The sequence below is a fragment of the Labrys methylaminiphilus subsp. lupini genome, from assembly GCF_051161885.1.
Lineage (GTDB): Bacteria > Pseudomonadota > Alphaproteobacteria > Rhizobiales > Labraceae > Labrys.
In genome coordinates, this window is sequence record NZ_JBMDIH010000001.1 from 5,284,112 (window position 1) to 5,309,073 (window position 24,962).

Annotated in this window: 21 protein-coding genes; 10 read left to right on the forward strand and 11 right to left on the reverse strand. The window is 64.6% G+C overall.

Going from position 1 to position 24,962, the window contains the following annotated elements; genetic code table 11:
- Positions 1–171: 171 nt before the first annotated feature.
- The 5 genes from ACN6KF_RS24750 to ACN6KF_RS24770 form a co-directional block, all read right to left on the reverse strand.
- A complete protein-coding gene (locus tag ACN6KF_RS24750) occupies positions 172–1,155 on the reverse strand; it encodes a TAXI family TRAP transporter solute-binding subunit (RefSeq protein ID WP_434959399.1) in 984 nt (327 codons plus the stop codon).
- Positions 1,156–1,306: 151 nt separating this feature from the next.
- Positions 1,307–2,050 carry a glycosyltransferase family 2 protein gene (locus ACN6KF_RS24755; RefSeq protein WP_434959400.1) on the reverse strand — a complete coding sequence of 248 codons (744 nt, stop codon included), beginning with the start codon at positions 2,048–2,050 and terminating at the stop codon, positions 1,307–1,309.
- A gap of 177 nt (positions 2,051–2,227) precedes the next feature.
- Positions 2,228–2,989 (reverse strand): transglycosylase SLT domain-containing protein, encoded by a 762-nt coding sequence (locus ACN6KF_RS24760; protein ID WP_434959401.1) that lies wholly within the window; start codon positions 2,987–2,989, stop codon positions 2,228–2,230.
- A 20-nt stretch (positions 2,990–3,009) separates the two neighbouring features.
- The gene (gene amaB, locus ACN6KF_RS24765; RefSeq protein WP_434959402.1) at positions 3,010–4,545 is read right to left on the reverse strand and encodes an L-piperidine-6-carboxylate dehydrogenase; all 1,536 of its coding nucleotides are present in this window, start codon (positions 4,543–4,545) and stop codon (positions 3,010–3,012) included.
- A gap of 86 nt (positions 4,546–4,631) precedes the next feature.
- Positions 4,632–5,483, reverse strand: a complete 852-nt coding sequence (locus tag ACN6KF_RS24770; protein WP_434959403.1) for a DUF1963 domain-containing protein — start codon at positions 5,481–5,483, stop codon at positions 4,632–4,634.
- 256 nt (positions 5,484–5,739) lie between these two features.
- Between ACN6KF_RS24770 and ACN6KF_RS24775 the strand changes: the two genes are divergently transcribed.
- Complete coding sequence (locus ACN6KF_RS24775) at positions 5,740–6,096, forward strand: endonuclease domain-containing protein (RefSeq protein WP_434959404.1); 357 nt, start codon at positions 5,740–5,742, stop codon at positions 6,094–6,096.
- 63 nt (positions 6,097–6,159) lie between these two features.
- On the opposite strand, the gene ACN6KF_RS24780 is transcribed toward ACN6KF_RS24775, so the two are convergent.
- Entirely contained in the window at positions 6,160–7,029 is an 870-nt protein-coding gene (locus tag ACN6KF_RS24780; RefSeq protein ID WP_434959405.1) for a helix-turn-helix transcriptional regulator, read from the reverse strand.
- A 92-nt stretch (positions 7,030–7,121) separates the two neighbouring features.
- Between ACN6KF_RS24780 and ACN6KF_RS24785 the strand changes: the two genes are divergently transcribed.
- On the forward strand, positions 7,122–8,015 hold the full coding sequence (locus tag ACN6KF_RS24785) for an SDR family oxidoreductase (protein WP_434959406.1): 894 nt from the start codon (positions 7,122–7,124) through the stop codon (positions 8,013–8,015).
- 36 nt (positions 8,016–8,051) lie between these two features.
- On the opposite strand, the gene ACN6KF_RS24790 is transcribed toward ACN6KF_RS24785, so the two are convergent.
- Positions 8,052–10,226 carry a primosomal protein N' gene (locus ACN6KF_RS24790; RefSeq protein WP_434959407.1) on the reverse strand — a complete coding sequence of 725 codons (2,175 nt, stop codon included), beginning with the start codon at positions 10,224–10,226 and terminating at the stop codon, positions 8,052–8,054.
- Positions 10,227–10,497: 271 nt separating this feature from the next.
- On the opposite strand from ACN6KF_RS24790, the gene ACN6KF_RS24795 reads away from it, so the two are divergent.
- Entirely contained in the window at positions 10,498–11,553 is a 1,056-nt protein-coding gene (locus ACN6KF_RS24795; RefSeq protein WP_434959408.1) for a suppressor of fused domain protein, read from the forward strand.
- Between the two features lie 126 nt (positions 11,554–11,679).
- Positions 11,680–12,780, forward strand: a complete 1,101-nt coding sequence (gene leuB / locus ACN6KF_RS24800; protein WP_434959409.1) for a 3-isopropylmalate dehydrogenase — start codon at positions 11,680–11,682, stop codon at positions 12,778–12,780.
- Positions 12,781–13,011: 231 nt separating this feature from the next.
- Here leuB and ACN6KF_RS24805 read toward each other — a convergent pair whose 3' ends face one another.
- Entirely contained in the window at positions 13,012–14,436 is a 1,425-nt protein-coding gene (locus tag ACN6KF_RS24805; RefSeq protein WP_434959410.1) for an aminotransferase, read from the reverse strand.
- Between the two features lie 376 nt (positions 14,437–14,812).
- Between ACN6KF_RS24805 and ACN6KF_RS24810 the strand changes: the two genes are divergently transcribed.
- Together ACN6KF_RS24810 and ACN6KF_RS24815 are read left to right on the forward strand one after the other, a co-directional pair.
- Complete coding sequence (locus ACN6KF_RS24810; protein ID WP_434959411.1) at positions 14,813–15,493, forward strand: TetR family transcriptional regulator C-terminal domain-containing protein; 681 nt, start codon at positions 14,813–14,815, stop codon at positions 15,491–15,493.
- Between the two features lie 424 nt (positions 15,494–15,917).
- Positions 15,918–16,997: a polyamine ABC transporter substrate-binding protein gene (locus ACN6KF_RS24815; protein ID WP_434959412.1), complete on the forward strand. Its 1,080-nt coding sequence runs from the start codon at positions 15,918–15,920 to the stop codon at positions 16,995–16,997.
- Positions 16,998–17,043: 46 nt separating this feature from the next.
- Here the strand turns inward: ACN6KF_RS24815 and ACN6KF_RS24820 are convergent, their stop codons facing one another.
- Positions 17,044–18,348: a M20/M25/M40 family metallo-hydrolase gene (locus ACN6KF_RS24820; RefSeq protein ID WP_434959413.1), complete on the reverse strand. Its 1,305-nt coding sequence runs from the start codon at positions 18,346–18,348 to the stop codon at positions 17,044–17,046.
- Positions 18,349–18,556: 208 nt separating this feature from the next.
- Here ACN6KF_RS24820 and ACN6KF_RS24825 point away from each other — a divergent pair, with 208 nt between their 5' ends.
- Positions 18,557–19,306: a rhomboid family intramembrane serine protease gene (locus tag ACN6KF_RS24825; RefSeq protein WP_434959414.1), complete on the forward strand. Its 750-nt coding sequence runs from the start codon at positions 18,557–18,559 to the stop codon at positions 19,304–19,306.
- A gap of 152 nt (positions 19,307–19,458) precedes the next feature.
- Here ACN6KF_RS24825 and ACN6KF_RS24830 read toward each other — a convergent pair whose 3' ends face one another.
- Positions 19,459–20,679, reverse strand: a complete 1,221-nt coding sequence (locus ACN6KF_RS24830; RefSeq protein WP_434959415.1) for a nucleotide disphospho-sugar-binding domain-containing protein — start codon at positions 20,677–20,679, stop codon at positions 19,459–19,461.
- A gap of 162 nt (positions 20,680–20,841) precedes the next feature.
- Positions 20,842–21,492 (reverse strand): hypothetical protein, encoded by a 651-nt coding sequence (locus ACN6KF_RS24835; RefSeq protein WP_434959416.1) that lies wholly within the window; start codon positions 21,490–21,492, stop codon positions 20,842–20,844.
- A 592-nt stretch (positions 21,493–22,084) separates the two neighbouring features.
- Between ACN6KF_RS24835 and ACN6KF_RS24840 the strand changes: the two genes are divergently transcribed.
- The 3 genes from ACN6KF_RS24840 to ACN6KF_RS24850 all read left to right on the forward strand — a co-directional run bounded on the left by ACN6KF_RS24840 (position 22,085) and on the right by ACN6KF_RS24850 (position 24,816).
- Positions 22,085–22,834 carry an electron transfer flavoprotein subunit beta/FixA family protein gene (locus ACN6KF_RS24840; protein ID WP_434959417.1) on the forward strand — a complete coding sequence of 250 codons (750 nt, stop codon included), beginning with the start codon at positions 22,085–22,087 and terminating at the stop codon, positions 22,832–22,834.
- Between the two features lie 19 nt (positions 22,835–22,853).
- Complete coding sequence (locus tag ACN6KF_RS24845; protein WP_434959418.1) at positions 22,854–23,795, forward strand: electron transfer flavoprotein subunit alpha/FixB family protein; 942 nt, start codon at positions 22,854–22,856, stop codon at positions 23,793–23,795.
- A gap of 223 nt (positions 23,796–24,018) precedes the next feature.
- Complete coding sequence (locus tag ACN6KF_RS24850; protein WP_434959419.1) at positions 24,019–24,816, forward strand: alpha/beta hydrolase; 798 nt, start codon at positions 24,019–24,021, stop codon at positions 24,814–24,816.
- The last annotated feature ends 146 nt before the right edge of the window (positions 24,817–24,962 follow it).

The window sequence follows — 24,962 nt, forward strand, 5'->3', positions numbered from 1 at the left end:
CCCGCTCCTCGATGGAAGATAGAGGGTGATTAAAGGCTCCAATCTTTGTCATGCCCGAGCTTGACCCGGGCATCCAGCTCTTCCGCCGGCCTCACGTTGAAAGAAAGGCTGGATTGCCGGGTCAAGCCCAGCAATGACAAAGGTCGCGTCTGCTGCTTCAAAGCCAACCCCTCACTTCAAGACGCCCTTGGCCTTGTAATAAGCTTCCGCCGCCGGATGAAAGGGTACCGCCGTCTTGGTCGCTGCCGTGGCAAGGGAGAGCTTGCGCGCTTCCGGGTGGACTTTGTGCACGTCGTCGAGATTGTTGAAGATGCCGTCCAGCATGGTGGTGATCAGGCTGTCCTCGGCCTTGGCCGAGACGATCAGGACATTGGCGATGCCGAGGCCCGGCACGTCGCCGCTCAGGCCGGCATAGGCGTCCTTCTTGAGTAGGAAGGGCCGATAGAGGCCTGGATATTTCTTCTCCACCGCAGCGAGTTCGGCATCGGCAGGGATGAAGCTGATCGGCGGCTGGCCGGTGGTGGCAAGGTCGCGCACCGCCGAGGTCGGCACGCCCCCGATCCAGAAGAAAGCGGAGACCTTGCCATCCTTGAGTGCGCCGACCGATTCGGCGACGCCGAGATTGTCGCGCGTCACGTCCGTCTTGGGATCGAGCCCGGCGGCGAGGAGGACGCGGTCGGCGATCGATTCAGTAGAGGAGCCTGCCGAGCCGATGGAGACGCGCTTGCCCTTGAGATCGGCGATGCTGGTGATGCCGGCATCCTTGCCGGCCACCACGTGTAGAAAGGAATCATAGAGCACGGCGAGCACGCGTATGTCCTGCTTGCCGTCCTGCTCATAGGCGCCGAGGCCCTCGACTGCGTCATAGGTGGAATCGAGGGTGGAAAAGCCGAGTTCCGCCTCGCCAGCATGCAGCAGCTTGGCATTGTCGACCGAACCGCCGGTGACCTGCGCGGTCGCCTGCAGGTTCGGGACCTTCTCCGACAGGATCTTGGCCAGGCCCCCGCCATAGGGATAGAACACGCCGCCGGTGCCGCCGGTGGCGATTACCATGCGAATGCGCTTTTGCGCCATTGCAGGCCCCGCGATGGTGGCGAAGGCAAGTCCGGCGCCGGCGGAAAGCAGGTGACGACGGTTGAGGAGCATGGCGGACATGTGGATCTCCCTGGATGATGTTCGTTATGGTTGCATCAGATCATAGGGAGCAATCGTCGATCCGCAAGCATGCCGAGACGCCTTGCCGAAACGCTACGGCAATCGGGAGACTTTTCATGAGGGCGAGAGTAGAGTTCCAGCCGGAGCTTCCTCACGAAGGCCGGCCGCCCTCCTGGGCAATCGACTCGTGGTTGCGCAGCACCAGTTGGCCGAGTTCGTGCTTGGCCGAGAAGCGAGCGAGATTGACTTGGCGCGTGGCGAGCTTGGCTGCGGCGGAGACACTGTCCTCCCGGGCCGAGATGCGCACGGCCCCGCTCAGGGGACCGGAGAACGGTACGCCGGCCGCGAACAGGCGCAAATACCAGTCCCAGTCCCAATAATAGGGCAATTTCTCGTCGAAGGGGCCGAGATTCTGGTGCAGGCTGCGCGGATAGATCACGCCGGAAACCAGCAGGCGGTTGTCGCGACGGATCGCCTGGCTGTCGGCATGGGCGTCGAAGGTGAGTTCGCTGCCGGCATCGGTACGATCGCCCTCGGTGACGATGCAGCCGGATGCATAGAGGAGGCCTCGGTTATCGGCCTTGGCGAGCATGCGCTCGAGGTGGTCCGGCTCGGCCCACCAGTCGCCATCGTCCAGGAAGGCGATGCGCCGGCCGCGCGCCGCTGCGACGCCGAGATTGCGGGCCGGAACCCGGCCGCTGCCACCGGTGAGCAGGGCCTGGAAGCGATCGAGGCCGAGTTCCTCGGCCAGCCGCGCGCCACTGCCGTCGCCGTCATCCACCACGACGAGCTCGAAATCCCGGAAGGATTGAGTCTGCGCCGAAGCCAGCGCCCGTCGCAGAAGGTCGGGGCGGTCCTTGGTGGGAACGATGATGCTGAGTTCGGGCTGGGACATGTCGAATATGGCGCGGGTCGCTACTGAAGGTTGAAAACCCTTCTCCGTTTCGCGGAGAAGGGTTGTTCCCTCCTTGGAGAGCACGATCCGATCAAACTGATCGGATCGTGCTCTCCAAGTTTTTGTTTCAACGCATGATCTTGGCCGAAAAGTCGTGCAACTTTTCTGGATTATGCTCTAGCGGCTGGGCTTGCCCTTGATCAGATGCGGCAGCATGCCCCTGCGCTTGGCCTCGTAGTAATAGCCGCTGGAATAGAGCCGCACAGCCCTGTCTTGGCTGCCGCCGGAGACACGCCAGGCATTGGCAAGATAGGCGGCGCCATAGGTGAGGTTGGTGTCGGCGTCGAACAACCCGGTGGGGCCACCCTGATAGCCCATGCCGCGGGCGGTATCGAGCCGCATCTGCATCAGGCCGAGATAGGGGCCGTTACGTGCGCCGGGATTGAAGCCGCTTTCACGCTTGACCACGCGGCGCAACAGGCTTTCCGGCACGTTGTAGCGGGCGGCATGCTTGGTGATGAGGGAATCGACATTGCCGAGGGGCTTGAGATTCAAAGGCTCGGCAGCAGTCTTCTGTATGGCTGCCGGTGCCGCCGCGGGGATGCTGGCGGTCTGGATCTCCGCCTCGTGTGCGGCGGGCGCTGCCTGGCCTGTATCGGCGATGTCGCGCGGGCGGGAGGGCGGCAGAGGGATGACGGCGAGCGTGGTTTCGCCGGCCTTCATCGTCTCGGGAGCCTTGGCAACGGAGATAGCCGCAGCGCCGGAACGCTTGGCGCGCTTTTCGAGCTTGGCCTTGGCCTTGAGGACCGGGCCGGGCGCTTCAACCGCCACGGCCTGCGAGGGGGCCTGGTGTGCCTGCGTCTGCGCCTGTGCCAGACCGGGGAGGGTGAGGAAACCGGCTGTCACACAGCCGGCCAGCGCGAATTTAAGGTTTCTCAAGCGTCTCGTCTCCGCCATCCTCAAGGGCTCGTCCCTCCGTCGTCGACATCGAATTTCACGCCCTGCGCCAGCGGCAGGGTCCGGCCGTAATTGATGGCGCTGGTCTGGCGCCTCATATAGGCCTTCCAGGCGTCCGAGCCACTCTCGCGCCCGCCGCCGGTTTCCTTCTCGCCGCCGAAAGCGCCGCCGATCTCGGCACCCGAGGGGCCCATATTGACATTGGCGATGCCGCAATCAGAACCCTGGGCGGAGACGAAGCGCTCGACCTCGCGCATGTCGGTGGCGAAGATCGAGGAGGACAGGCCCTGCGGCACGCCGTTCTGCAGTGCCAGGGCGTCGTCGAACGCCGAGTACTTCAGCACATAGAGAATCGGGGCGAAGGTTTCGTTAACGACGGGGCCTACCTGCTCCGGCATCTCGACCAGGGCCGGACGGGCGTAATAGGCCTCCTGCGGGCCGGCTTCCGCGACGCGGGCGCCGCCATGCACGGTGCCGCCGGCCTTGCGGGCCTCGTCGAGCGACTTCTGCATGCCGTCGAAGGCGGCCTTGTCGATCAGCGGGCCGACCAGCGATTCGGTGGTGAGGGGATTGCCGACGCTGATGCCGGCGTAGACCTTCTTCAATTTGCCGATGAGGGCGTCATAGACGCTGTCATGCACGATCAGGCGGCGCAGCGAGGTACAGCGCTGGCCGGCGGTGCCCATGGCGGCGAAGGCAATGGCGCGCAAGGCCAGATCGAGATCGGCCGAGGGCGTGACGATGGAGGCATTGTTGCCGCCGAGTTCGAGGATCGAGCGGCCGAAGCGGCGGGCGACGCGCTCGCCGACGATGCGGCCCATCGCGGTGGAGCCGGTGGCCGAGACGACGGGGACGCGCGGATCGTCGACCAACACCTCGCCGACCTCGCGGGCACCGAGGATGAGGGTGAGCAGGCCGTCCGGCACGCCGCCGAAGCGCTTGGCGGCACGGTTGAAGATGGCTTCGACGGCGAGCGCCGTGAGCGGGGTCTTCTCGGAGGGCTTCCACACCACGCTGTCGCCGCAGACGAAGGCCAGTGCCGCGTTCCAGCTCCACACCGCGACCGGGAAGTTGAAGGCGGAGATCACGCCGACCACGCCGGCCGGGTGCCACTGCTCCATCATGCGATGGTCGCCGCGTTCGGTGGCGATGGTGAGGCCGTAGAGCTGGCGCGACAGGCCGGTAGCGAAGTCGCAGATGTCGATCATCTCCTGTACTTCGCCCAGGCCCTCGGAGGCGATCTTGCCGACTTCCAGTGAGACCAAGCGCCCCAACTCGGTCTTGGCGGCGCGCAGCTCCTCACCGAGCAAACGAACCAGTTCGCCGCGCTGCGGACCGGGAACCTTGCGCCAGGCTTCGAAAGCGGCCTGCGCCTTGCCGATGGCGGCCTTGGCTTCAGCCGGACTGTCTTCCTGAACGGCGCCGATGGTCTCGCCGGTAAGGGGGGTGCGAACGGTGCGGGAGCCGCCGGTGAAGCGGTTGGCCGGAACCCCGAGAGCCTCGAGAAGCTGGCGGGTTTCGGCGGCAGGACTGGTCATGATGACTCGCTCAATTCAACGCGATATGGCGACGCTCATACCTTTTTTGGCCGTCGTGGGGAACCCCTTGCACGTCGAGCGGATTCTCAGCTGCTCTCCACGGCGGCATAGACCCTGGAAAAGTCCAGTTTTTCGAGGTCGTTCTCGTGCTGGAGAAATTGCAGATAACCGGCGTCCCAGATGCCGAGACCGAGGGGCATGCAGGAATCGATGGTGAGCAGATGACGCCAGCTACGCGCCGGCGCTAGATCGAGCTTGGCGCGTTCCCGGGCGTTGTAGAGCCACTTCGGATTGACCTCCCGCACCACATAGGCGTCCTCGCGCGGGTCCGAGCCGATGCCGGCGGCGTGGCCGAACAGCTTGCCGAGGATGGGGCTCGCCGTTTTCGGCTCGAGCGACCACATGAAATCCTCGTTGTAGGTGTCGTGCTCGTCCTCGCTCATGTTGCGGGTCACTGTTGAAAAATCCTGCGTGGCCCAGCGCGGGAAGTCGGGGACGGCCACAAATTCGAGGCGGCGCGGCTCGACATCGGCCAACATGTCGTTGGCGAAGGCAATCTCGGTGGGCAGCGCGGCCGGATGCAGGGGCTCCGTGCCGGTGTGAAGCAGGATGCGGTGTTCGACATTGGTCGCCGGTTCGTCGAGGCCGATGAAGACATACAGCATGCCGGTCCGTGGCAATGCGCTGGCGGCGGCGGGGAGCTCGGCGAGGGCTATCTGGAGCGCGAACTCCATGGCCTCGCCCTTGGCCGTGCGTGGCCAGGCCAAGGAGGCCGGCAGGCCCGGCAAGCCGCCAATCCGGCTCTGGCCGGCGTCTCCGGGCCCCGTGCCCAGCAGGATCGCAATGGCGGGCAGCTCATGGGGCAGGATGCGTTCGGCATGGGCGCCGAGGCCAACATTCTCGAGCAATTGGCGGGGAGAGGGGACGGGATCGGGCATGGGAGCTCGCGGGGATCAAGACGGTTGGGGATTCTCATACCGTCTGAGGCTGTCGCGAGAAACTTCCACGTGTCCCCCTCTCCCCGGTGGGGAGAGGGGCTGGGGGTGAGGGAGGAAGCTGATGAATGCTTGCCAGTTTCCCTCACCCTGACTCCTCTCCCGACTCGAGAGAGGGGGTGCGCGCAATAATGTGAGGCTTTTCGCTTGCGTAATCGCCCATGCCCCGTTCTCGTCTCGTCGCTGCCGAATTTCATCCGTGGGTATCATCCTGGCCACCGAGCAACGCCGCTTTGCCCGTCATTTACGGGTCAACCGCACCAAGCCGGAAGATCGACTCTGGCAAGCGCTGCGCGGGCGAAAGCTCGAAGGGCTGAAGTTTCGACGACAGGTACCCCTGCTGGATTACACGGTCGATTTTCTCTGTATCGAACGACATCTGGTAGTCGAGCTTGATGGCGTCCATCACGATGATCAGCGCGATTATGACGCCAAGCGCGCGGCTGCCATCGAAGCCATGGGATTTATCGTCCTGCGCTTCCCCAATGAGCAGGTGATGGGGGAACTCGACCCGGTTTTGCGCGAGACCGCAGCGGCTGCGGGGAAGCTTGATTGATAGGCGTCGAGAACCTCTCGCCCAATGGGGAGAGGGAAACTTCTGTTTCTGAGGCGACTTCCCTCACCCCCGACCCCTCTCCCCACTGGGGAGAGGGGAGATCGTCTCGAGCCCGTCGAGGAAGGCCCTGATCCTGTCGCGATCTTCCGGCGTCGGGTTGTAGACCAGCATGCTCAGATCGGGCCGGCCGTCGACGGTAAAGGCCGAATATTCCAGCGTGATCGGGCCGAGCACGGGGTGGCGCAGGCGCTTGACGCCGTCGCCATGGGCGCGGACGTCGTTGTCGCGCCACATCGCCTCGAATTCGGGGCTGAGCCGGCAGAGTTCTTCGATGAGGGGCTCCACTTCCGCCGCCGCACCGGCGCGCGCCGTGTCGGCTCGGAAGGTCGCAACCACGAAGCGAGCCACGCTCTCCCAGTCATATTGCGCGGCGCGCACGTGCGGATCGAGGAACATGAAGCGCAGGACATTGCGCTGATGGGGCGGCAGCGCGCCGTAGTCGGTCAGGATCGCGGCGGCGGCCCGGTTCCAGGCCACGATGTCCCAGGTCGCCGTCTTGACCAGGGCCAGGCTCGGCTCCAACGCGTCGAGTACGCGCTGCAGCCGTGGCGTGACGTCCTCGCCCTTGCGGTAGCGCACTTCGGGTGGGCGGCCGAGGCCGAGCAGGAAGAGGTGCTCGCGCTCGACTTCGGTCAGCAGGAGGGCGCGGGCGATACGGTCGAGCACGTCGGCCGAGGGCGCCCCGCCGCGCCCTTGTTCGAGCCAGGTGTACCAGGTCGGGCTGATATTGGCCCGCTGGGCGACCTCCTCCCGGCGCAGGCCAGGCGTGCGCCGGCGCGCCGGGCCAAAGCCGAAGGCGGCTGGGTCGAGCTTGGCGCGGCGATCTCTCAGATAGCTGCCGAGTCTGATTTCCTGCGTGAGCTGCCCACTCATCCTGTTAGTCATTATAATACGATAAAATCACTACTTTACCAGGATAGCGCAGGCGCCGATGCTTGTCTTCTACCCAGATAGGAGACTTGCTCATGCGCGTATTCGTGACCGGCGCAACCGGATTCGTCGGCTCGGCCGTGGTGAAGGAATTGATCGGGGCAGGCCATCAGGTGCTCGGCCTGGCCCGTTCGGAAGACAAGGCCGCTGGCCTGGCCGGGGTGGGCGCCGAAGCCCATCGGGGCTCGCTAGAAGACTTCGACAGCCTCAGGGCCGGCGCTAACAACTCGGATGGCGTCATCCACCTCGCCTTCAACCATGATTTCTCGACCTTCGCCGCCAATTGCGAGGATGATCGCCGCGTGATCGCGGCGCTCGGCTCCGCACTTGCCGGCTCTGACAGGCCCCTGATCGTGACCTCGGGCACCGCCATGGCTAGTACCGTGCCTGGCGAGTTGGCCCGGGAGGACGGCGCCGTAGTCAGTTCGAAAGTAATCCCGCGCGCCGCCTCGGAGGAGGCCGCTGCGGCCGTGGCCGCGGAGGGCGGGAACGTCTCGGTCGTGCGCCTTCCCCAGGTCCACGATACCGTCAGGCAGGGCCTCGTCACTTATGCAATCGCAGTGGCCCGCGAAAAGGGCGTGTCGGCCTATATTGGGGAGGGTCGGAACCGCTGGTCGGCGGCCCATATCCTCGATGTCGCCCGCCTCTACCGCCTCGTGCTGGAGAAGGCCGAGCCCGGTGCGAAATACCATGCGGTGGCGGAGGAAGGTGTGACGCAGCGGGAAATCGCGGAGGTGATCGGCCGGGGCCTGAAGGTGCCGGCGAGGTCGATTCCCCTCAGCGAGGCCGGAGCCCATTTTGGCTGGCTCGGCCTGTTTGCCGGGCACGACATGCCGGCTTCCAGTGAGCAGACCCGCAGGACGCTGGGATGGCAGCCCGCCAGCCCCGGCCTGATCGCCGATCTCGAGGCGATGGATTACGCGGTGTGAGAGGCAATTCCCCTCTCCCAAGTTGGGAGAGGGGGCTCAGGCGAAATTCATCGGGTCGATGTCGATGTCCACGGCCAGTTGTCCGCTCACCTTCGGTCCGGCAGCGAGCCAGGCGCGGATATAGTCCTGTAGGGCGAAGTCGCGCGGGGCCTGCAGGATCAGGCGCATGCGGTGGCGGCCGCGGATCACCGCGATCGGCGCCTCGGCCGGGCCGAGCACGCGCAGGGCGGCATCGAAGGGCGCCGATTTGACGAGCTGGCGGGCAAAACCCTCCGCCTTGCCGCGATCCTCGTCGGAAATGGTGAGCGCGGCCATGCGGCCATAGGGTGGCAAGCCGGCCTTGGCGCGCACTGCGATCTCGCGCGCATAGAAGCTCTCCTTGTCGCCTGAGACCAGCGCCTGCATCACTGGATGGCTGGGGTCGTAGCTCTGCAGCAAAGCGCGCCCCGGGCGCTCGCCGCGCCCGGCCCGGCCGGTGACCTGGCCGAGGAGCTGGAAGGTGCGCTCTGCCGCGCGCGGATCGCCGGTGCCAAGGCCGAGATCGGCATCAACAACGCCGACCAGCGTCAGAAAAGGAAAATTGTGCCCCTTGGCGACGAGCTGCGTGCCGATCACGAGATTGGCCTCGCCCTTGGCCACGCTGTCGAGTTCCTGGCGCAGGCGCTCGGCGCTGCCATGGATGTCGGAGGACAGGATCACCGTGTGAGCCTCGGGGAAGAGACCCGAGACCTCCTCGGCGATGCGCTCCACGCCCGGCCCGCACGGGGTGAGCGTGTCCTCGCCCTCACAGCTCGGGCACTGGCGCGGCACGGGCGCGGTGTGGCCGCAATGGTGGCAGACCAGGCTCTTGCGGAAACGGTGCTCCACCAGCCAGGCCGTGCAGTTCGGGCATTGGAAGCGATGCCCGCATTTGCGACAGAGGGTGAGCGGGGCATAGCCGCGCCGGTTGAGGAAGAGCAGGGCCTGCTCCCCTGCCGCCAGGGTTTCCTTCACGGCCGAGACCAGGCGGGGCGCGATGAATTTGCCGCGCTCGGGGCCGCCCTCGCGCATGTCGACCGTGGCGATCGCGGGCAGCGCCCGCCCGCCATAACGCTGGGGCAAAGTGATATGGCCGTAGCGGCCGCGATCGGCATTCACCCTCGATTCGATCGAGGGGGTGGCCGAGGCCAGCACCACCGGCGCGTCGATCAGCCGGGCCCGCACCACGGCCATGTCGCGGGCATTGTAGCGCGGCCCGTCCTCCTGCTTGTAGGCGCTGTCATGCTCCTCGTCGACGATGATGACTCTCAGATCGACGAAGGGAAGGAACAGGGCCGAGCGGGCGCCGGCCACCGCCGCGACCTCGCCCTTGGCGATGCCGTGCCAGAGCTTGGCCCGCTTGTTGGCCGATACGCCTGAATGCCATTCGGCCGGGCGCACGCCGAAGCGCTCGGCGAAGCGGTCGAGGAACTGGTTGGTCAGCGCGATCTCGGGCAGCATGATCAGCGCCTGGCCGCCCTGCTTGACGGCTTCGGCCACCGCCTCGAAATAGACCTCGGTCTTGCCCGAACCGGTGACGCCTTCCAGCAGCATCGCCGAGAAGCGCCGCGCTGCCACGGCCTGGCAGAGGCTGGCGGCGGCCAGCGCCTGCGCTTCGTTCAGGCTGGCGCTGCCATAGGCCAGATCCGGGGTGCCGGCCACCGGCTCGGGCGGCAGAGCCAGAGGCTCGACGGCACCGGCATCGACCAGGCCGTCGACCACGCTCGGCGATACGCCGGTCGCCTCGATCAGCGCGCGCTTTTCATGCACGAAACCATCGGACAGGTGGTCGAGCACGCGCCGGCGCGCCGCCGTGAGGCGCTCGGGCTCGTGCTTGCCCAGGCGATAACCGAGCCTCTGCTTTTCAGGCGGCAATTCGGGGGCGCGCAGCGCCATGCGCATGATCATGCCGCGTGGCGTCAGCGTCCAGTTCGCCACCCATTCGATGAAGCGGCGCATTTCGGCGCCGAGCGGAGGTATGTCGAGGCGTTCCTCGACATATTTCAGCCGGTTGGAGGAGGCAGGCAGCACGCCGTCGCCGTCCCAGACCACGCCGACCACCTCGCGCGGCCCGAGTGTGACGCGCACGATATCGCCCGGCATCAGCGTGTTGCCGAAGGGCACGCGGTAGCTGTAGGTGCGCTCCAGCGCCACCGGCAGCAGCACCTCGACGACTTCGCCCGGGTTAGCCATGAGCACGCCTGCGGTGCCATGGCGATGCGCCCGCTGTCATTGGTTCGGCCTCGATCATACCCTGACAGGTCGAGGAGGGGGGTGAGTCTGTCAAGGACCTGCCCTTCAGAACATGCCGACGCTCGCAGGGTGACGTAGCGGCATGAAAAGCTTGGCTGGCCTGATCTCTCATCGCTATGGTTCGTTTGAGGGCGGGGAGGCTAATCGAGAAGCAAGAGGTGCCGCTTATGGGGATCGATGCGGCTGCAAGGAAACCCGTGGGAGTGCGGAAATGGCTCAGATCGACAAGGATGAGGCTCCAGGCTGGCATGCCATCGATGCAGCTTGTGAGCGTCTCTATCCCGGGCAGAAGGAAGTCCATGTCGCCGCGGTGCCGCCGCCAGGCTTGGGGGGCTCCAGCGTCCTCAACGGTGTTTCTGTCTACCAGGGCGCCGGCGACACGCCGCATTGGCACTATGTCACCTATGGCTTGACCGAACTGTTCGGCAAGGAATCCAGCGATCCGGACGAGAGTGGTTTTGGTTTCGAACTCACCTTTCGTCTTAAGCGCGGTGAGGAGACGGAACCACCGAAATGGCCGTTCGAGATGTTGCAGGGGCTGGGACGCTATGTCTTCAACACCGGCAATGTGTTCGAACCGGGACATTACCGCCAGCGCCTCGCCCCGATCGTGCAGGAAATCGAGACGCAGATTTTCAGCCTGATCTTCATTGCCGATCCTGACTTGCCCGATCTCGACACCCCAAACGGCAAGGCGCGTTTCGTCCAGGCCGTCGGCATCACCAGCGACGAGATGGATGCCGTCTGGAATATTGGCGTCGACATGATCGAATCCCTGCTGGCCCGCCGCTCAACCAAACGAGTGACGGATATTGCCAGGACCAGTATCCTCGCCGATCCCGTTGTGCTGGGCGCTGTCGAGGATCGAGCCCGGCAGGACGGTTCACCCACCGAAGTCATCTATGGCGATCGTGTCGAGGCCGAAAGGGACGGTTCGACCACCACGCTGATCTTCAGCGCCACCACGATGCGTTCCCTGCTGGCGGTGCTGCCCTATCGCTGGCCGTTCGGTCGGGAGCTGTCGCTCTATCATCCAGAGTGTGTCGTGGTCTGGGGAAAAGGCGATGCGAATGCCGTCCGCAACCACGGTATCCATACGCATGTCACCCTCGACGATCGAGGCTACCGCGAACTTTTGGCGACCCTGCGCCCCGTCGCCGGCAACTACGCAGTGCCATCCCTTCCCGGGCTCAGCCTTCAGGTCGAGGCGACGGAAATTCGGAATGCGGAGGGCAAAGTCGTCTACCGCATCGGCGCAGCAGGCTGAAGGGTTGGCGAGGCTGCCTACGATCCCAGGCAGCCTTCGCTCGCCATGCTTTTCTTGTAGCGCTTTTCTTGCACCTTCCCCCTTGCTCGTCTAATCAGCCGGCATTCCAATCAAAGGTGACAGGTCATGGCGACGCAAAAGCTCCTCCTTCTTCCTGGCGACGGCATCGGTGTCGAGGTGATGGCGGAGGTCAAACACCTGATCGCCTTCCTCAACAAGACCGGTCTCGCCTCCTTCGAGACGGAAGAGGATCTGGTCGGCGGCGCTGCCTATGACGCCCATGGCAAGGCGATCTCCGAGGACGCCATGAAGCTCGCCGATCAGGCCGATGCGGTTATGTTCGGCGCGGTCGGCGGCCCGAAATGGGCCGATGTTCCCTATGAGGCGCGCCCGGAAGCCGGCCTGCTGCGCCTGCGCAAGGATCTCGGCCTCTTCGCCAATCTGCGGCCCGCCGTGTGCTATCCGGCGCTGGCCGAGGCCTCCTCGCTCAAGCGCGAGCTGGTCGAGGGCCTCGACATCATGATCGTGCGCGAGCTTACCGGCGGCGTCTATTTCGGCGAGCCCAAGGAGATCGTCACGCTGGAGAACGGCGAAAAGCGCGCCGTCGACACCCAGGTCTACACCACCCATGAAATCGAGCGCATCGCCCGCGTCGCCTTCGACCTCGCCAAGGTACGCGGCAACAAGGTGCATTCGTCTGAAAAGCACAATGTCATGAAGTCGGGCGTGTTGTGGAAGCAGGTCGTCACCGAGGTCCATAAGGCCGAATATGCCGACGTGAAGCTCGAGCACATCCTAGCCGACAATTGCGGCATGCAGCTGGTGCGCACGCCCAAGCAGTTCGACGTGATCGTCTGTGACAACCTGTTCGGTGACATGCTCTCCGACGTCGCGGCCATGCTGACCGGCTCGCTCGGCATGCTGCCCTCGGCCGCGCTCGGCGCCGAGGATGCCAAGACCGGCAAGCGCAAGGCGATGTATGAGCCGGTGCACGGCTCAGCGCCCGACATCGCCGGCAAGGGCCTGGCCAATCCGATCGCCACGCTTGCCTCCTTCGGCATGGCGCTGCGCTATTCCTTCGGGCTGAGCGAAGCGGCCGATCGCCTCGACGCCGCCATCTCGGCGGTGCTGAGCGAGGGCCTGCGCACCAAGGACATCGCCAGTGCCGGCCAAAACGCCGTCTCCACCAGCGAGATGGGCGCGGCCGTGATCAAGGCGATGGGGTAAGGCCGCCTGGGCGAAAAATAGCTGTCCCATCTGTGCCAGCGGACGTCTCATCCGTCTCGATCAAGTCAACGAGGCGCGGTAATCCCTCTCCGGTTTCGGGGAGGGTGGCCCGGCGGGCCGGGTGGGGGCGGATGGCTCAGCCTTAGGTCTGTTAGCCCGCTGGCGCCACGCTCCCCCTTCCGCTGCTTCGCGGCACCTTCCCCGAAACCGGGGAAGGATATCCGCGCCCTATTATGAAAAGGCTTGCGAGTTCGTCGGTCGCCGCCACAGGCCTTCGCGTTCGAGATCGTCCATCGTGCGCGAAATGCCCTCGCGCAGGATGGCCGCCATGTCGTCGATCTGGGTGCGCGTGATGGTGAGCGGCGGAGACATCACGCACATATTGACGATCGGCCGCACCAGCAGGCCGAGCTCCTGGCAGTGGCCGTCGATGCGCTTGCCGATGGTCTCGTCGAGCTCGCCGGCAGGCCCAGCGACGCATTCGATACAGGCCATCATGCCGACGCCGCGCACCTCGCCGACCAAGGGCAGGTCCATGAGGCTCCTGAGCCGGGCCTGGAAATAGGGCGCGACCTCGCGCACATGGTCGAGGACGCCGCCTTCCAGGATATCGAGATTCTTCAGGGCGACAGCGCAGCCGATGGGATGGCTGGTGTTGGTCAGGCCATGGGCGAACATCGCCTCGGGATGGTTGGAGCGCCGGAGGTCCTCGAGCAACCGGTCCGAGATCACCACGCCACCCAGCGGGAAATAGCCCGAGGTGACGCCCTTGGCGAAAGTGATCATGTCGGGATCGAGCTCGAACACCTCTCGTGAAGCAAAGACATGCCCGAGGCGGCCGAAAGCCGTCACTACCTCGTCGCAGATGTAGAGGATGTCGTTGGCCCGGCAGATCTCGCGGATGCGTGGGAGATAGCCCTCCGGTGGCACGATAACGCCGCCCGAGGCCTGGATCGGCTCGGCGACGAAGGCCCCGATCCGCTCGGCCCCGATCCGGGCGACGGTGTCGCGGAACTCGTCGACCAGGACATCGGCGAATTCGGCCACCGTCTTGCCGTCGGGGCGGCGGAACGGGTTCGGCGCCGAGAGCTTGACGACGAGGTCGCCGGCGCTGTCCATCCAGTCATTGTCGCGCGGGCGGGCATTGAGCGAGGCGGAAAGATAGGTCGAGCCGTGATAGGCGCTGCCGCGGCTGAGGATGAGCTTCTTGTCCGGGCGCCCGCGCACGTTGTTGTAGAACTGCATGAAGCGCAGCGCCGTCTCCACGGCCGAGGACCCGCCGGTGGTGAAGAAGACATGGTTGAGATCGCCGGGTGCGTGGGCGGCGATCCGCTCGGCCAACGCCACAGAGGGCGAACTCGTGGTGTACCAGGGTGAACTGTAGGACAGCGCCATCGCCTGTTCGTGCATGACGTCGGCGAGTTCGCGCCGGCGATGGCCGATATTGGTGCACCACATGCCGGCGGGCCCATCGATCAGGCGCTTGCCGGCGGCATCGGTGATGTAGATGCCGTCGCCCTCGCCGATCAGCGGGCGAGCCTCGTCGCCCACGGTTTCAGCTACGGGCCAGGGCTGGATGAGATGGCGCCTGGCGCGCTCGGTCAGGTCCTCCTCCGCTGCCGCCATCGCCACTGCCGTCGAGCCAATCGTCGCCATCGTCGTCACCTCGTCTTCACCAGCCGGGACATGTCCTTTGGTCGTGCTGGGGAGGGACGGAAATTCCCTCGTCGGCACCATCAAAACGCAGGTCCGTCAGCACTCCCGTCACGGATATCCGATCAGATAATTGCTATACGTTCGTTCGGTTATAATCATTATACTGAACGAACGTATAGCAAAAAATTGCATTGACAATCCCACCATTCTCGCCAAGCATGCTCGAAAGACGCCGGCTGGGATCGCGCGGCGAGGCTTGAGTAAATTTGCGATTTTCATGAATCGCAATTTCTCTCTAACTATTTGTTTTGACGCATTTTTTAATCGAAAAGCCGATCAGCTTTTCTGTAAAATGCTATAGGGTGGTCGCACCAGGATGAGCACTTCCACGAGCACGGGCCGTACACGGATCAACCGGGCCGAACGCCGGAGCGAATTGATCGACGCGACGATCGAGTGCCTGGCCCGCTACGGCTATGAAGGCACTACGATCGGCGTCGTCGCCGAGGCGGTCGGCATGTCCCGCGGGATCGTGAACTTTCACTTCGAGACCAAGGAACAATTGCTGCTGGAGACGCTGCGTTTCCTGTCCGACGAATATCGCGATCATTGGCGCGCCGCCCTTGCCCAGGCCGGGCCGTCGACCGCTGAACGACTCTGGGCGATGGTCCTGGCCGATTTCGACCGCAGGATCTGCACGCCGCGCAAGCTGGCGGCCTGGTGCGCCTTTCGCGGCGAGGCGAAGGCCCGTCCGACCTATCGCAGCATGTGCAACGAGACCGACTTGGAGAATCTCGGTGTCGTTGCCGATCTCTGTGCCGAACTCGTGCCGCCGGGCATCGATGCGCACAAGCTGGCGCGGGCAATCGTGTGCATGCTCGAAGGCCTGTGGCTGCATCTGATGATCGCACCCAAGAACCTGTCGCGGGAGGAGGCGCGCGAGGTCGCGGCATCGCATCTTGCCATCGTACTGCCTGACCATTTCACGTCATCGGGACCTATCCCGGCCGTGCGTTCATCCCTGGGCCGACCTATGCCGGAAGCCCAGCCGTCCTGAGCGAGCAAGAAGGAGGAAGCGCCACCGCGAGCACGGATGCGAAGACGCTTTCGGGCGGGCCTGCTCGTAGCGCGACAACCGCGATGCAATTTTTTACCCGGACAGCCGGGGCGGATGCGCCGAAGAGCGCTGGTTCCCGCTTGTCCGGATCCTGAGTGACGCCGAGCGGGCCTTTCTCGGTGCGAGCAGCCGCGCTTTTCTGACAGAAGCGAGGCGCCGCGGGATCGCCCAGGCCCCACCACCGCAAGAGCGGCCTTTCGTGCAGGGTCGCAATCCCCATCCGTCGGCGTCTGGCGTCGGCGGCAATGATGACGCACGTCCAGAGGAGATACCCATGCCGTCTCGCCCGACACCGATTTGGAGATCACATTCTCGTCGAAGCCGCTTTCGACCGTCCCAGTTGCTGGCTCTGGCCGGTGCGGCCATGGCCGCTTTCCTGGTCGCGGGGGTCGCGTCGGCGGACGAGAAGGTGGTCAACGTCTATAGCTGGGCCGATTATATCGACCCCTCTACCCTGGAAGGCTTCACCAAGGAGACCGGCATTAAGGTCGTCTATGACACCATGGATTCCAACGAGGTGCTGGAGACCAAGCTCTATGCCGGCCATTCGGGCTATGACGTCGTCGACCCTACCGGCCCCAATCTGAAGAGGGAGATTGCCGCCGGCGTGTTCCAGCCGCTGGACAAGGCCAGGATCCCCAATCTCAAGCATGGCTGGGACAAGGTGTTCCAGCGCCTGGCCTTCTACGATCCCGGCAACCAATACGCCGTGAACTACATGTGGGGTACCACCGGCATCGGCTACAATGTCGACATGGCCAGGAAGCGCCTGGGCGAGGCGCCGATCGACAGCTGGAGTATCGTGTTCAAGCCGGAAAACCTAGCCAAATTCGCCGATTGCGGCGTCAGCATTCTCGATACCCCGGACGAACTGATCCCGCCCGCCCTGAAATATCTCGGGCTCGATCCCGATTCCAAGAACCCGAAGGATATCGCCAAGGCGGGGGAACTGCTCAAGGCGATCAGGCCTCATGTGCGTACCTTCAACTCCTCGGGCTATCTGAGCGCACTCTCCTCCGGCGATCTTTGCCTGGTGGTCGGCTGGGCCGGAGACGTCATTCAGGCGCGCAACCGAGCCATCGAGGCCCATGCCAAGTCTCCCGATAGCCCTCTGGTCGATATCCGTTATGTCGTCCCGAAGGAAGGCGCCCTGATCTGGGTCGACGGCTGGGCCATCCCCAAGGATGCCCAGCATGTCGAGGAAGCCCACGCCTTCATCGACTATATGATGCGCCCGGAGGTCGCTGCCAGGAACACGGAGTTCATCTCCTACGCCACCGGCAACCTCGCTGCACAGAAGTTCATCAAGCCCGAGATCCTGAAGGATCCCGCCATCTTCCCGGATGAGGCCACCATGGCGCGTCTGTTTACCACCACGGCGCCGGACGCCAAGATTCAGAAGCTGTGGACGCGGACCTGGACCAACATCAAGACCAACGAGTAGGGGCGGCGAAAGTTCGCCGCGCCTCCTGTCTCCTCTCGATGCAGGCCTATTTCGCCTGGCCGGCCGAGACGTCCATGATCAGCCGCGCCAGCAGATAGAGGCGCGGCACCACCGAATCGAGTTCGACATATTCGGCATCGTTGGAATGGGCGCCGAAACCGCGCAGGCCCAGGCCCTCGATCACCGGTCCCTTGGCCTTAAGCGCCGCGAAGGCGGCGTCCGTGCCGCCACCGGAAGCCTTGTCGATCACTGTCAGTTTCTGGCCGATCTCGCCATAGATGGCGCCGGCCTGCGCCGCCAGGGCGCGGCTGGCATCGGTGGGCTGCAGGGGCGGGCGGCGGCGCTCGAACACGGCCTCGATCTTGGCATCAGGCAGGAGTTTCTTGGTGATGCGCTCCTTCACCGTCTTCTCGATGCGGTCGAAATCGGCCATGCGCAGCATGCGCACATCGGCCTGGGCGGTCGCCTCGGCCGGGATGACGTTGCGATTGGTGCCGGCCTTGGCCACCGTCCAGTTCAGCTTGAGGCCGAGCTTGGCATCGGAGAGATCGCGCATCTGCAGGATCTGGTGCGCCAGCTCGTAGAGTGCGTTGATCCCGCGCTCGGGCGCGGCACCTGCATGGGAAGCCTTACCCTCCACCTTGAGGGCGACTGCGCCGATGCCGGCGGTGGCGAGGGTGACCTTGTCCGTGCCGGTGCCTCCGCCTTCCAGGGAGAACACGGCATCCTGCTCGGCGCCGATCTCGGTGAGAAGTGTGCGCGAGGCGGGCGAGGAGATTTCCTCGTCGCCGTTGATCATCACCGTCAGCGTGCCGTAGTCCTTGAAATCGAGCGCCTTCAGCAGTGCCACGGTGGTGAGGGCGAGGGCGACGCCATGCTTGTCGTCGGCGATGCCGAGGCCATAGGCCTTGTCGCCGTCGATGCGGAAGGGCTGCTGGGCCAGCATGCCCTTCAGATAGACCGTATCCATATGGGCGATCAGGGCGATCTTCTTGGTACCGGTGCCGGTGAAGCGGGCAAGTACGATCTTGCCGAGCTTCTCGGGCGTATCCTGCATGCGGTAGACCTCTTTCGGCTCGATCTGCTGGACCTCGCCGCCCAGAGCCTTGAGGCGATCCGCGATCAGGGTCGCGATCTCAGCCAGGCCATCGGGGTCCTTGCTGCCCGATTCGATCGAGACCAGTGCCTTCATGGTATCGATCAAGGACTGGCGCTGCGCTTTGGCCTGTTTGAGCACGGCCTCCTGTGGGGCGGCCGAGGCGGGGAGGGTCTCGGCGGTGATGGCCAGGGCCGGCAGCGCGGCCATGACGACGGCAAGGGCAGCGGCGCGAGATCGCGAGCAACGAAGCATCTGGTTCCTCTCGGACTGCGATCACCCTCCAATGACCTGGGCGGATGATGCATAAATGCCGCGCATTATCAAAATAGTATGCGGGATGACGGTAAATAGCCTGTGCCAACGGTTCTGCCCGCTGTCCGACCTTTATTCCCGCTGCTTCTCGCCTTACATTGGTGTTGCCGTCACGCGACTTGCATCGGCATGCGATACGGGGCGCGAGATGATCATACCGCTTTACGATGACAACCCGCACCGGCGCATCACCCGAGCCTATGTGAATTGGGGCCTGATCGCCACCAACGTGCTGGTGTTCGTGTTCTTTCAGTCCGGCTATGTGCCCGGCACCTTCGTGGCGGATACGGCCGGCTTTACCTATTCCTACGGCATGATTCCGGTGGTGCTGTTCCAGAAGATGCAACTCCCGCCCGAATATATAAGGGTGCCGGAATGGCTGACGCCGATCACCTCGTCCTTCGTGCACGGCTCATGGATGCATCTGACCGGTAACATGCTGTTCCTGTGGGTGTTCGGTGACAATGTCGAGGACGATCTCGGGCGCTGGCGCTATTTGTTCTTCTATCTCGCCTGCGGCGTGCTGGCCTCCTTCGCCTACGCCCTCACCGCGCAGGACTCCACCAGCCCGCTGATCGGAGCCTCCGGGGCGATATCGGGGGTGGTGGCCGCCTATGTGCTGCTCCATCCCAAGGTGAAGATTTGGGTGCTCCTGTTCTTCCGCATTCCGCTGAAACTGCCGGCCTATTGGGCGATCGGGGCTTGGATCCTCTACCAGGCCTATTTCGCCCTCTATGCCTATTTCATTACCTCGACCGACGATGTCGCTTGGTTCGCCCATCTTGGTGGGTTGGTCGCCGGCGCCATTCTGGTGCTGCCGCTCAAGCGCGCGGACGCGCCCTTGTTCGATAACGCGCCGCCCCAGGCGCAGAACGACTGGCGCGACACGTTTGATTGAGAGGTCCGCAAGACGAGCCTGCAAATGCGCCTGGAATGATCAAGCTTGGGGGCAGGCTTGAACGGGCGCGGTTCGACGACTTTCCTGCATCCCTCCGCCGCTTTGCTCTAACTCCTTGTTTCGACGCATCTTTGCGATTGGAAGTGATTCATTCAGGTCGCTGAACGCTTCATGTCGAGGAGCAGTCTTGCGGCCACCGCCGCTCCATCGCGGCGAATCGTGGCTGAGAAGGCGGTGGCCCTGGCGCTGGTTTCCGGCGCCAGTGCAATAGCGAGCGCGGCCGAGAGCGAGTCGAGGCTCGGGGCCGGGCCGTCATGGGCCGCACCGATGCCGAGCGCCGCCACCCGTCCGGCCCAGAACGGCTGGTCCACCACCTGTGGCACGATCACCTGCGGCACGCCCGCCCGCGCCGCCGCCGTGGTGGTGCCGGCACCACCATGATGCACCACCGCCGCGACCTTGGGGAACAGGGCCTGCTGGTTGACGTCGCCGACCAGGAAGCAATCGTCATCTGCCTCCGCCAGAGCGAGTTCGGCCCAGCCGCGAGCAAGCAGGACGCGGCGGCCCTGGGCGCGGATCGCCGCGATCGCCACGGGGCCGGCCGCCTGGGCCGTCGGCATCGACATGCTGCCAAAGCCTGCATAGACCGGCGGGGGACCGGCAGCCAGGAAGGCCTCGAGATCGGCCGGGAGCGGGCGCTCGTCCGGCAGTATCCAGGCGCCGGTCTGTACCACCGTGCTTGCGGCCGGCGGCCACGGGCTCAGGATCGGGTCCGAAGCCAGCCAGGGGCTATCGGTAAAGATGTGGTCGCGCACATTGGTGAGCGTCGGCAGGCCGATCCGGGTACGTAGGCCATTCACGGCACCACCGAACAGGGCGTTCATGACGCCGATATTGTGGTCCCACAAGGCCCGGTTGTCGGTGACCCCCGGCGGGTGGGGGTGGCCGGGATACGCATAGGGCGGATGATGCGGGGAGGGGATGAAGAGCGGGCAATAGCTGACATGGACATAGGCAAGGCCCCGTTCTTCGGCCACCGCCTGTGCCGCGGCGGTGGAGGGAAACAGGCCGCAGCCTACAACGGCATCGCAGCCCTCGGCCGCCGCGGCCATCACCCGATATTGCCCCTCCAGGACCTCTGCCGCCACCCGGGGCAGGTCGACCGGTCCCTCGCGCACTTCGGCCAGCCAGGGCCGCAATGCCCGGAAGGCCGGCACCAGCCTTACACCGGCGCGAGCCAGGACTGCCTCGAACTCCTCATCCGGCGGCACGCAGGCCAGCACCTCGACGCCGAGATCGCCGAGCCGCGCCCCCAGCGCCGCCACCGGTTCGACATCGCCGCGCGATCCAAAGCTCGTCAACAATACACGCATCCGGCACCCTTTCCCTTGATTGCGGTCGAGGGTTGGGTTGATAGCGCCGGAACGGGGGCTTGCCGCAAGGCCCTTGTGCGCTACATATAAGAAACGGAGGAAGGCAGACTGCCTCCTCCGGATCTCCATGCGATATCGCGGCGCCCCAGGGCGCCGTTTTGTTTAGGCGCCGGGCTGTGCGGCCGCCGGTGCAACGGGTTTGGTCTTGGCGGCAGGAGGCTTTGAGGCCTTGACCTTGGCGGGGCTGGCTGGAGCCGGCGCAGCGGTGGCAGCAGGCGTGGCCGCCGGCGGGTTTTCCGCATAGGTCTTCAAGAGCTTGGAACCATAGAAATTTTCCAGCGCCTTGCGGCTCGACTGCACAACCAGCACGCCTTCGATCAGGCCCGGATCCTGGTTGGCGGCTACGATGGCGCCGACCACGCCATTGACCTGTCCTTGATTGCCGACCGTGAACGGGGCCGTCTTGGCGGGCCCGCCTGCCAGATCCGTGACCGTCAGTGTACCCTTGACGTAATTGGCATCGCCGACCAGCAGGGACAGAGCCGGATTCTTCAAATGATAATCGGTCAGGGTGATCGACAGATGCTTGGCCGCGCCGGTCTGAGGCAGGCGCCGCGTGTCCTGGCGCACGGCATCGGTCAGCCGTGGGGCAAAGCTTGCCGGCACTGGATTGCGCGCAGAGGCAATGGTCGTCACCGTCACGTCCTTGACATAGGCCTCGCCGGGCTTGGGAAACATGCCGGCGGTTGAGCAACTGGCGAGACTGGCTGTGACAAAAAGAGCGCCCGCGACTTTCAAACCTGTATCAAACATTGGGAACGTGCTTTCCTTGGGAGCGTGGCTGGAGATCGTCTTCTTGTTCGTGCTCCATGCCTTTGCCGCCAAAGTCGCGGTGAAGAGACACCGCGCCAGTCATTGCGTAGGTTAGGGAGTAGCGAGCAAACCTGAGTCCGAAAACAGCGATCGACTATGCTTTGTGCAAGCCGTGTTTTGCAGGATGTTTGCTTATCAACAGCTTGTTGTTGTTTTCAATTAGGTATGAGGAATGCGAGAGGCAGGTTGTTCGACAATAAAAACAGAAAATGGTAAGGTATTACTTCATTGGGTGGAAACCGATCGGGTTGGGTGGGATATCCGTGTTCAACTTGTCTCGCCTATCGCGGTCGGTGATGCGACCCACTCGCCGCCGAGAAAGCCCGTGACTGGCGCTCGCCCGGTCGCTTCACACAAATGTCGCGTTGACACAAAAAGCCGCGCCCTTTAGCTGACTTGCGTCATCAAGTTCAGCGGCGGCGGTCTTGCCGCGACGTGACGTGTCGGTTCGCCGACAGCGCGGGAGGGGCAAGGCCATTATGCGGTCGTTTCATATCGCTCATCGTTCCGGTTCCCCGTCTGGAGAAGCTCCATGAAAGTGCTCGTGCCCGTGAAGCGGGTCGTCGATTACAATGTGAAGATCCGCGTCAAGGCCGATGGCACGGGTGTCGATCTCAACAATGTCAAGATGTCGATGAACCCCTTCGACGAGATCGGCGTCGAGGAAGCGCTGCGTCTGAAGGAAGCCGGCAAGGCGACCGAGGTCGTGGTTGTTTCGATCGGTCCGGCCCAGGCGGCCGAGACGCTGCGCTCGGGTCTTGCCATGGGCGCCGACCGCGGCATCCTGGTCAAGACCGACGCCACCGTCGAACCACTCGCCGTGGCCAAGCTGCTCAAGGCGGTGATCGGCAATGAGGCACCGGGCCTGGTCATCCTCGGCAAGCAGGCGATCGACGACGACATGAACGCCACCGGCCAGATGCTCGCGGCGCTGCTGGGCTGGCCGCAGGGCACCTTCGCCTCCAAACTCTATGTCGGCAGCGACAAGGTCGACGTCACGCGCGAGGTCGATGGCGGCATGCAGACCGTCACGCTCAACCTGCCGGCGATCATCACCACGGATCTGCGCCTCAACGAGCCGCGCTATGCTTCGCTGCCCAACATCATGAAGGCGAAGAAGAAGCCGATCGACGAGACCAGCCCCGAAGCGCTCGGCGTCGACATCGCGCCGCGCTTGACCGTGGTGAAGACGGTGGAGCCGCCGGCACGCCAGGCCGGCAAGAAGGTCGCCTCGGTGGCCGAGCTGGTCGACAAGCTCAAGAACGAAGCCGGCGTCATCTGAGCCGAGAAGGATTGATATTATGACCACTCTTCTCATCGCAGAAATCGACGCCACTGGCCTCAAGGACGTTACCAACCGCGCCCTCACCGCGGCCATCGAGCTCGGCGGCCCGGTGCATGTGCTGGTGGCTGGCGCCAACGCCCAGGCTGCCGCCGAGGCTGCTGCCAAGCTCGCCGGGGTCGAAAAGGTCCTGGTGGCCGATGCGGCCTATGAGCATCGCCTGGCCGAGCCGACGGCCGCCCTGATCGTCAGTCTGGCCGGCGGCTATGACGCCATCGTCGCGCCCTCGACTGCGGCCTGGAAGAACGTGCTGCCGCGCGTTGCCGCTTTGCTCGACGTCATGCAGATCTCCGACATCGTCAAGGTCGTCTCGCCCGATACCTTCGAGCGGCCGATCTATGCCGGCAACGCCATCCAGACCGTGACCTCGGCCGACGCCAAGAAGGTGATCACCGTGCGCACCGCCTCCTTCGCCGCGACGGGCGAGGGCGGTTCGGCGGCGGTGGAGCCGGCGGCGGCCGCAGCCGATCCCGGCCTCTCGACCTTCAAGGGCGAGGAACTGGCCAAATCCGACCGTCCGGAACTGGCCTCGGCCAAGATCATCATCTCGGGCGGCCGGGCCATGGCCAACCGCGAGAACTTCGCCACCTATATCGAGCCGGTGGCCGACAAGCTCGGCGCCGCCATGGGTGCCTCGCGCGCCGCGGTCGATGCGGGTTATGCCCCCAACGACTGGCAGGTCGGCCAGACCGGCAAGGTGGTCGCTCCCGACCTCTACATCGCCGTCGGCATCTCCGGCGCCATCCAGCATCTGGCCGGCATGAAGGACTCCAAGGTCATCGTCGCCATCAACAAGGATGAAGAGGCCCCGATCTTCCAGGTTGCCGATTATGGCCTGGTGGCGGATCTCTACACGGCCCTGCCGGAACTCAAGGACGAACTCGCCAAGCTCGGCAAGTAAGGAGAGCGGGCGGCATTCGCCCGTCCTCATCGGATGATTTCGATGTGCCGGTCCTCGCGGGCCGGCACATTATCTTTGGAAGACCAGCCAGGCCCACGCGCTGTTCGATTGCAGCGCCCGCAGTGGGGTTGAAAGGTTTTCCTCCGTTGTTCCCTTCGCCCTTGCGTTCCCTGCCGGCCCATGGCGAATTGCGCTTCCTGTGCCGTCCTGGGAAGTCTGTCTGGTGTCGAAGTTCCTGATTGTCATCGCCGCCCTGGCCGCGGCGCTCTATCTGGCGGCCTTTGCCGCTTTGGCCTTTGCCCAGCGCTCCTTCGTCTTTCAGCCGAGCGGCGAGGTACTCGCGCCCGCCATCGCCGGTGCCGAAGTCGTCAAGCTGCGCACCGAAGACGGCGAGACGTTGATCGCCTGGCATGTCGCGCCCGCGCCGGGTAAGCCCCTCCTGCTCTATTTCCACGGCAATGGCGGCAATCTCACCTTGCAGACTGAGCTGCTGCAGGCGCTGACCGCCGGCGGCAACGGTTTGATGGCGGTGGAATATCGTGGCTATCCCGGTTCCACCGGTTCGCCCTCCGAGCAGGGGCTGCTGCTCGACGCCGAGGCTTCCTATGCCAAGGTGCTCGCCCTCGGCATCGCGCCCGAGCGCATCGTGGTGGTCGGCCAATCCCTGGGCTCGGGCGTGGCGGTCGCCCTGGCGGCCCGCCACAAGGTGGGGGCAATGGTGCTCGATTCACCCTTCACCTCGGCTCTCGCCGTGGCCTCCCGCCTCTATGGCATGTTCCCGGTGCGCTGGGTGATGCTGGATCCCTTTCCCTCCGACCAGCGTATCGGCCAGGTGAAGGTGCCGCTGCTCGTCGTCCACGGCACTGCCGACGGCGTCATTCCTTTCGAGTTCGGCAAGGCTCTCTATGAACTCGCCAACCAGCCCAAGACCTTCGTGCCCGTGGAAGGGGCCGGCCATCTCAGCCTCGGCTATGTCCTGCCCGAGGTGCGGGCATGGATCGGCGGCGTGATGGCGCGCTGATCGATTTCCTCACACAGAACTGGCGAGCCGCCCATCGCGCACTGGGCAGCAATAGGATCGGGTAGTGTTGTGAAATATCAACAAGACTCGAAGATGACGCGCTAGCCTCGATTCAACGAGGGGTGGCCAAGCTGCCGGACAGGGGG